Genomic DNA, 6269 nt, shown 5'->3' with positions numbered 1-6269 from the left:
CCGGCCTTGAGCCGGGGTCCCGCTTCTTCTTCAGCGTTGGCAGGCAGCGGGACCCCGGCTCAAGGCCGGGGTGACGTGAGCTCAACGTCAACGGGACGGATCTAGGAGGAGAGGTGGCCGAAGCCAGACGCAGGGGATACGCTATCGAGAGGGCGACACCCCTCCGTCAGCCCTGCGGGCTGCCACCTCCCCCGCCGGGGGAGGACGCAACGGAGCGACCTCGCCCGACCTCCTTCCTACAAAGGCGGAATGTTTGTGGCGAATGCCGAACAGACCGCGCGTCGATGGATGGTGCGGACGGCGGGACTTGAACCCGCACTCCCGTGGGAAGGCGATTTTAAGTCGCCAGCGTCTACCGTTCCGCCACGTCCGCACGCGCGCATGCTTTCGGTCGGCGGAGCGCTTCGGTCAATCTTCCTTGATGTTCAGGCGCTGGCGCATTTCCTTGCCGGGCTTGAAATAGGGCACGCGCTTGGGCTTGACGTCGACCGACTCGCCGGTCCGCGGATTTCGGCCCGTGCGGCCGTCGCGGGCGCGGGTCGTGAAGGTGCCGAAGCCGCGCAGCTCGACGCGGCCGTTGCCGGCGAGCCGCGCGGCGATCGTATCGAAGATGCAGGTCACGATGCGCTCGACCTCGTGAACCGCGAGATCCGGGTGATCGCGACCGATCGCGGCGACAAGCTCCGATCTGATCAACCGCCCCTCCTTCATAACCGGGGTTGCAGCGAGGCAGTCGTAGGGCCGCGCTGGTTTGAGCCAGCAGCTATGCCGTCATTCTAGACATGGATCAATGGCCGGCCCGACTTTCCTTGTAAACAAACGCGAAAGCCGGGCCATCGTCGGGCCACCGGGATCAGCTATCCTCGTTGCGTGCCTTCAGCGCGGCGCCGAGGATGTCGCCGAGCGACGCGCCCGAATCGGACGAGCCATATTGCTGAACGGCCTGCTTCTCCTCGGCCATCTGCATCGCCTTGACCGAGAAGGTCGGCTTCTTCGAACGATCGAAGCCCGTGACCATCGCGTCGAGCTTCTGGCCGGGCTGGAAACGCTCGGGCCGCTGCTCGTCGCGATCGCGGCCGAGATCGGCGCGCTTGACGAAGCCCGCGACGCCATCGTCGCCGACCTGCACGTCGAGCCCGCCATCGCCGACGGCGAGCACGGTGATCGTGACGATTTGGCCCTTGTTGACGCCGCCGCCGCCGCCGCCGGCCGGAGCCGCAGCACCGGTCGAGACGCCGCCGCGCTCGAGCTGCTTGATGCCGAGGCTGATCCGCTCCTTGTCGGGCTCGACCGCCAGGACCTGCGCCTTGATCGTCTCGCCCTTGTGATGCAGCGCGAGCGCCTCCTCGCCGGTGACGCCCCATGCGATGTCGGACATGTGGACCATGCCGTCGATCTCGCCGTCGAGGCCGATGAACAGCCCGAATTCGGTGGCGTTCTTGACCTCGCCCTCGACCGTCGAGCCGATTGGATGGCGTTCGGTGAAGGCATCCCAGGGATTGGCCTGCGCCTGCTTGAGCCCGAGGCTGATGCGGCGCTTGTCCTCGTCTACCTCGAGGATCACGACCTCGACCTCCTGGGAGGTGGAGACGATCTTGCCGGGGTGGACGTTCTTCTTGGTCCAGCTCATCTCGGAGACGTGGACGAGGCCCTCGATGCCGCTCTCCAGCTCGACGAAGGCGCCATATTCGGTGATGTTGGTGACGCGGCCCGTGAACTTGGCGCCGATCGGATATTTGGCCGATGCGCCCTCCCACGGATCGCTCTCGAGCTGCTTCATGCCGAGGCTGATGCGCTGCGTATCGCGATTGATGCGGACGATCTGGACACGGACGGTATCGCCGATGTTGATCGCCTCGCTCGGGTGGTTGACGCGCTTGTAGCTGATGTCGGTGACGTGGAGCAGGCCATCGATGCCGCCGAGATCGACGAAGGCGCCGTAATCGGTGATATTCTTGACGATGCCGTCGACGATCTGGCCCTCGGCGAGGCTCTGGATCAGGCCGGTGCGCTGCTCGGCGCGCGTCTCTTCGAGGACCGCGCGGCGCGAGACGACGATGTTGCCGCGGCGGCGGTCCATCTTCAGCACCTGGAAGGGCTGGGGGATGTCCATCAGCGGCTGCACGTCGCGCACGGGGCGGATATCGACCTGGCTGCCGGGCAGGAAGGCGACCGCGCCGTTCAGGTCGACGGTGAAGCCGCCCTTGACGCGGCCGAAGATCACGCCGTCGACGCGATTGCCGGCGGCGAATTCATGCTCCAGCGTATCCCAGGCGGCCTCGCGGCGCGCGCGATCGCGCGACAGCATCGCTTCGCCCTGGCTGTTCTCGACGCGATCGACATAGACCTCGACCTCGTCGCCGACCTTGAGCTCGGCTTTCTGGCCCGGCGCGGGCGCGAACTCGCGCAGCGGCACGCGGCCTTCGGACTTCAGCCCGACATCGATGACGGCGACATCATTCTCGATCGCGGTGACGGTGCCCTTGACGACGCGGCCTTCGAAGCCGGTCTGCTCGCCGCCGAGCGTTTCGTTGAGAAGGGCCGCGAAATCGTCGCGCGTGGGAAAAGCCGTCGTGGCCATAAGCAGCTCTAGGTCCTTGCAATCATTGTTCCGGCCGTCCGGTTGTCTCCGGAGGTCTTCAGCCGATCCGCCGCAGGGGCCGAATGCCCGTGCGGCATCCACCGGACAGGGCATGCGGAGGTTGCTTAGCGCCGATGCGAAAAGGGCGCGTCGGCGATCCCGATCCGGGACGAGCCGCGCGCCTTCCTCCGCGAGCACCGCCCGCAGGACAGCGCGCCCTTAGACGCAAAGGGCGGTTCGGGCAAGCCCCGCGCGCTCGTGCCGAGGGCTCGTCTACCGGATACGCTGCGCCGAGAGGATGCGCACCGGGCGGACCAAAGTCTGCCCCATCGTCGCCGCCGAAAGCCCGCCGGGGTAGGTCGGCAGCGTCATGATCCTGCGGACGATGTCGATCCCGCTCACGACATGCCCGAACGCCGCATAGCCGGGATAGCCGGGCGAGGCGTCCAGCGTCGGCGCGTCGCCGAGGCAGACGAAGAAATCGCCCATCGCCGATCCCGGATCGAACCGCGCCATCGAGAGTGTTCCGTCGGTGTGGCGCAGGCCGGTGACGGTGGTGGGCTCGTGACGGATCGGAAAGAAGCTGTTGGCGACGCGATTGTTGATCCCGCCCTGGACGAGGCCAACCCCGGGGCGCGATTTGCTGCGCGCGGCGCGATAGAAGGTCATGCCGTCGAACTTGTGCGCATCGACGTAGCGGAGGAAATTGCTGGCGGTGATCGGCGCGCGGCGGGTATCGACCGCGACGATGATCGAGCCCGCCTCGGTCCTGAGCAGGACCTTGACAAGGCCCGCCGTCGGCGCGGGGGCAGCCGAAGCAGGGGTGATAAAGAGCAGCAGCAGCGCCGCCAGAGCCAGGCGGATCATCGCGCGCCGTCGTTGGCCGCCGGATGGAGCGCGCGCTCGACGAGCAAAAGCGCCGCCGCCACCGCGCCCTCGACATCGAGCGCGGTGGTATCGAGCAGGCGCGCATCCCCGGCCATCTTCAGGGGTGCTGCCGAGCGCACCGAATCGCGTTCGTCGCGGGCGCGGATATCGGTGAGGACATGTTTCTGATCGACCGCGAGGCCAGAGGCGGTGAGCTCGCGCCAGCGGCGCTCGGCGCGGGCCTCGGGGGTGGCGGTGACGAACAATTTGGCGGCGGCGTGCGGCGCGATCACCGTGCCGATATCGCGCCCGTCGAGCACCGCGCCGCCGGGTTGCGATGCGAAATCCAACTGCCGCGCGAACAGCGCCGCGCGCACCTCCGGGTGCGCGGAGACGATCGAGGCGGCCTTGCCCGCGGCTTCGGACTTGAGCTGGGGATCGTGCAGCATCGCCGCGCCGAAACCGCAGGCGGCGAGCGCATCGGCGGCGCTGGAGGGATCGCCGCCCGCGCGCAGCACGCCGATGCCGACCGCGCGATAGAGCAGCCCGGTATCGAGGTGCGGCAACCCGAAATGCGCGGCGAGGCGGCGCGCGATCGTTCCCTTGCCCGAGGCGGCGGGGCCATCGACGGCGATGATCATGCGGCCGGCCTCCGCTCGCGCCACGCCTTGACGAGCCCGAGCAGGGCGATCGCCGCCCAGATGATCTCCAGCACCATCGAGGCCAGGTTGAAATGGATCGTCAGCGACGCGATCAGCAGGATCGCTCCGACCAGGTTGAGCAGGTTGAAAAGCGTGAAATCCATGCGCTTGGCGATGTTGCTGTAGGCGTAGGCGAACACCATCATCGCACCGCCGACAAGGCCGACGATATCGGCGAGCAGCGGACTCACGGCGTCACCTCCGCGCCGAGCCCGCGCATCAGATCGGCGAAACCGGGAAAGCTCGTCGCGACCGGGGCCATGTCGTCGACCGCGACGGGATGAGCGGCGGCGAGGCCGGCGACGGCGAAGCTCATCGCGATGCGATGGTCGAGCTCGGCGGCGATCTCTACGGGACCGTCGGCGGCGAGCGGCGCGCCGTCGCTGCCCTCGATCACCAGCCCATCCGCCGTCTCCTCGACACGCGCCCCGAGACGCGCGAGGCCGCGCGCCATCAGCGCGAGGCGGTCGCTTTCCTTGACGCGCAATTCCCCCAGCCCGCGCGTGACGGTGCGTCCCTTCGCCAGCGCCGCCGCGACGAACAGGATCGGATATTCGTCGATCATGCTCGGCGCGATATCGGGGGGCACTTCGATGCCTTGCAAGCGCGAATGGCGGACGCGGATGTCCGCGACGGGCTCGCCGCCGACGATGCGCTCGTCCTGATAGGTCAGGTCCGCGCCCATCGCGCGCAGCATGCGGTAGAGCCCGTCGCGCGTGGGATTGAGGCCGACATTCTCGACGACGATGTCCGAGCCGGGCACCAGCAGCGCCGCCACCACGGGGAAGGCGGCGGAGGAGGGATCGCCGGGGACGCCGATCCGCTGCGGGCGGAGCTCGGCCTCGCCACGGATCGAGATCAGGCGCGCGCCGTCGCGATCCTGCTCCACCGTCAGCTCGGCGCCTAAGCCGCGCAGCATCCGCTCGCTATGGTCGCGCGTCGGCACGGGCTCGATCACGCGGGTGATGCCTGGGGTGTTGAGCCCCGCGAGCAGGATCGCCGATTTCACCTGCGCCGAGGCGACGGGCAGGCGGTAGGCGATCGGCACCGCCGGACAGAGCCCGCGCGCCATCAGCGGCAGCGTCCCGCCGGGGCTGGCGGTGAATTCCGCGCCCATCAGCGCCAGCGGTACGGTCACCCGCCCCATCGGCCGCTTCGAGAGCGAGGCATCGCCGACGAAGGCGGCGGTGATCGCATGGCTGGCGACCAGCCCCATCAGCAGCCGCGTCGAGGTGCCCGAATTGCCCATGTCGAGCGCGGTCGCGGGCTGGAGCAGCCCGCCGACGCCGACGCCCTCGACATGCCATATGCCATCGGCGCCGCGCTCGATCACGGCGCCCATCGCGCGCATCGCCGCCGCGGTGGCGAGCACGTCCTCGCCCTCCAGCAGCCCCTCGATCCGGCTGGTGCCCACCGCCAGCGCCGAAAGCATCAGCGCGCGGTGCGAGATCGATTTGTCGCCGGGCACGCGGACGCGGCCCTTCAGCGGTCCGCGAGCCTTGAAAGCGGCCGGGGCAGGGGGCATTTCGGGCATCGGGCGCGGCTTTGACAGCGGCCCTGCGCCATGGCAAGGCGCCGCCAACATCGGCGCCGCCGGACGCGACGCAGTCCGCCCGGTCGCCCGATCCAATCAAAATCTGGAGCTTGTTATCGTGGTGAAACCTGAATGGGGCACGAAGCGCACCTGCCCGCAAACCGGCGAACGCTTCTATGATCTGGGCAAGGACAATCCCGTCACCAGCCCGAACGGCGTCCAATGGTATCCCGAGCCGGTGCTGAAATCGAAGCAGCCGCTGCCGTTCGACGCGCCCAAGCCCGTCGTCGAGAAGGTCGAGGAAGGCAGCGACCTCGCCGACGAGCTGGTCGGCGTCGAGGATGAGGAGCCGAGCGCGGACGATGACGTCGATCTCGGCGGCGATGACGACATCGGCGTCGATACCGGCGCGGACGAAGACGAGCATTGATCGCGGGCGAGGGTCTTGCGGCCTCTGCGCCGCTGACTTAAAGCGCGCTTCCCCGCCGGCGCCCAGGCCGGCGGATATGTGGGGCCGTAGCTCAGCTGGGAGAGCGTCGCGATGGCATTGCGAAGGTCTGGGGTTCGATCCCCCACGGCTCCACCA

The 6269-nt window shown here is 68.5% G+C and carries 7 protein-coding genes and 2 tRNA genes; 2 read left to right on the top strand and 7 right to left on the bottom strand.

What is annotated here, in order from left to right; all coding sequences use genetic code 11:
• Positions 1-289: 289 nt before the first annotated feature.
• The 7 genes from HUU94_RS04320 to aroA form a co-directional block, all read right to left on the bottom strand.
• Positions 290-373, bottom strand: a tRNA-Leu gene (locus HUU94_RS04320).
• A gap of 35 nt (positions 374-408) precedes the next feature.
• Positions 409-696: an HU family DNA-binding protein gene (locus HUU94_RS04315; RefSeq protein ID WP_174273878.1), complete on the bottom strand. Its 288-nt coding sequence runs from the start codon at positions 694-696 to the stop codon at positions 409-411.
• Positions 697-853: 157 nt separating this feature from the next.
• The gene (gene rpsA, locus HUU94_RS04310; RefSeq protein ID WP_174273877.1) at positions 854-2581 is read right to left on the bottom strand and encodes a 30S ribosomal protein S1; all 1728 of its coding nucleotides are present in this window, start codon (positions 2579-2581) and stop codon (positions 854-856) included.
• A 273-nt stretch (positions 2582-2854) separates the two neighbouring features.
• A complete protein-coding gene (locus HUU94_RS04305; protein ID WP_174273876.1) occupies positions 2855-3448 on the bottom strand; it encodes a peptidylprolyl isomerase in 594 nt (197 codons plus the stop codon).
• Positions 3445-4089 carry a (d)CMP kinase gene (locus HUU94_RS04300; RefSeq protein WP_174273875.1) on the bottom strand — a complete coding sequence of 215 codons (645 nt, stop codon included), beginning with the start codon at positions 4087-4089 and terminating at the stop codon, positions 3445-3447. The genes HUU94_RS04305 and HUU94_RS04300 overlap by 4 nt, the downstream gene beginning before the upstream one ends.
• The gene (locus HUU94_RS04295; RefSeq protein WP_174273874.1) at positions 4086-4340 is read right to left on the bottom strand and encodes a CBU_0592 family membrane protein; all 255 of its coding nucleotides are present in this window, start codon (positions 4338-4340) and stop codon (positions 4086-4088) included. The genes HUU94_RS04300 and HUU94_RS04295 overlap by 4 nt, the downstream gene beginning before the upstream one ends.
• A complete protein-coding gene (gene aroA, locus HUU94_RS04290; protein ID WP_254601935.1) occupies positions 4337-5674 on the bottom strand; it encodes a 3-phosphoshikimate 1-carboxyvinyltransferase in 1338 nt (445 codons plus the stop codon). The genes HUU94_RS04295 and aroA overlap by 4 nt, the downstream gene beginning before the upstream one ends.
• Positions 5675-5801: 127 nt before the next feature.
• Here aroA and HUU94_RS04285 point away from each other — a divergent pair, with 127 nt between their 5' ends.
• Positions 5802-6113, top strand: coding sequence for a TIGR02300 family protein (locus HUU94_RS04285; protein WP_174273872.1), 312 nt, complete (start codon positions 5802-5804; stop codon positions 6111-6113).
• A gap of 80 nt (positions 6114-6193) precedes the next feature.
• Positions 6194-6269: transfer RNA gene (locus HUU94_RS04280), tRNA-Ala, on the top strand.

The organism is Sphingomonas bacterium (genome assembly GCF_903644055.1).
Lineage (GTDB): Bacteria > Pseudomonadota > Alphaproteobacteria > Sphingomonadales > Sphingomonadaceae > Sphingomonas_I.
This window is presented reverse-complemented; position numbering and strand designations above follow the sequence as displayed.

Bases quoted from the DNA above. Each gene is read 5' to 3' on its own strand.
- rpsA (WP_174273877.1), bottom strand. From the start codon at position 2,581: ATGGCCACGACGGCTTTTCCCACGCGCGACGATTTCGCGGCCCTTCTC.
- HUU94_RS04305 (WP_174273876.1), bottom strand. From the start codon at position 3,448: ATGATCCGCCTGGCTCTGGCGGCGCTGCTGCTGCTCTTTATCACCCCT.
- HUU94_RS04300 (WP_174273875.1), bottom strand. From the start codon at position 4,089: ATGATCATCGCCGTCGATGGCCCCGCCGCCTCGGGCAAGGGAACGATC.
- aroA (WP_254601935.1), bottom strand. From the start codon at position 5,674: ATGCCCCCTGCCCCGGCCGCTTTCAAGGCTCGCGGACCGCTGAAGGGC.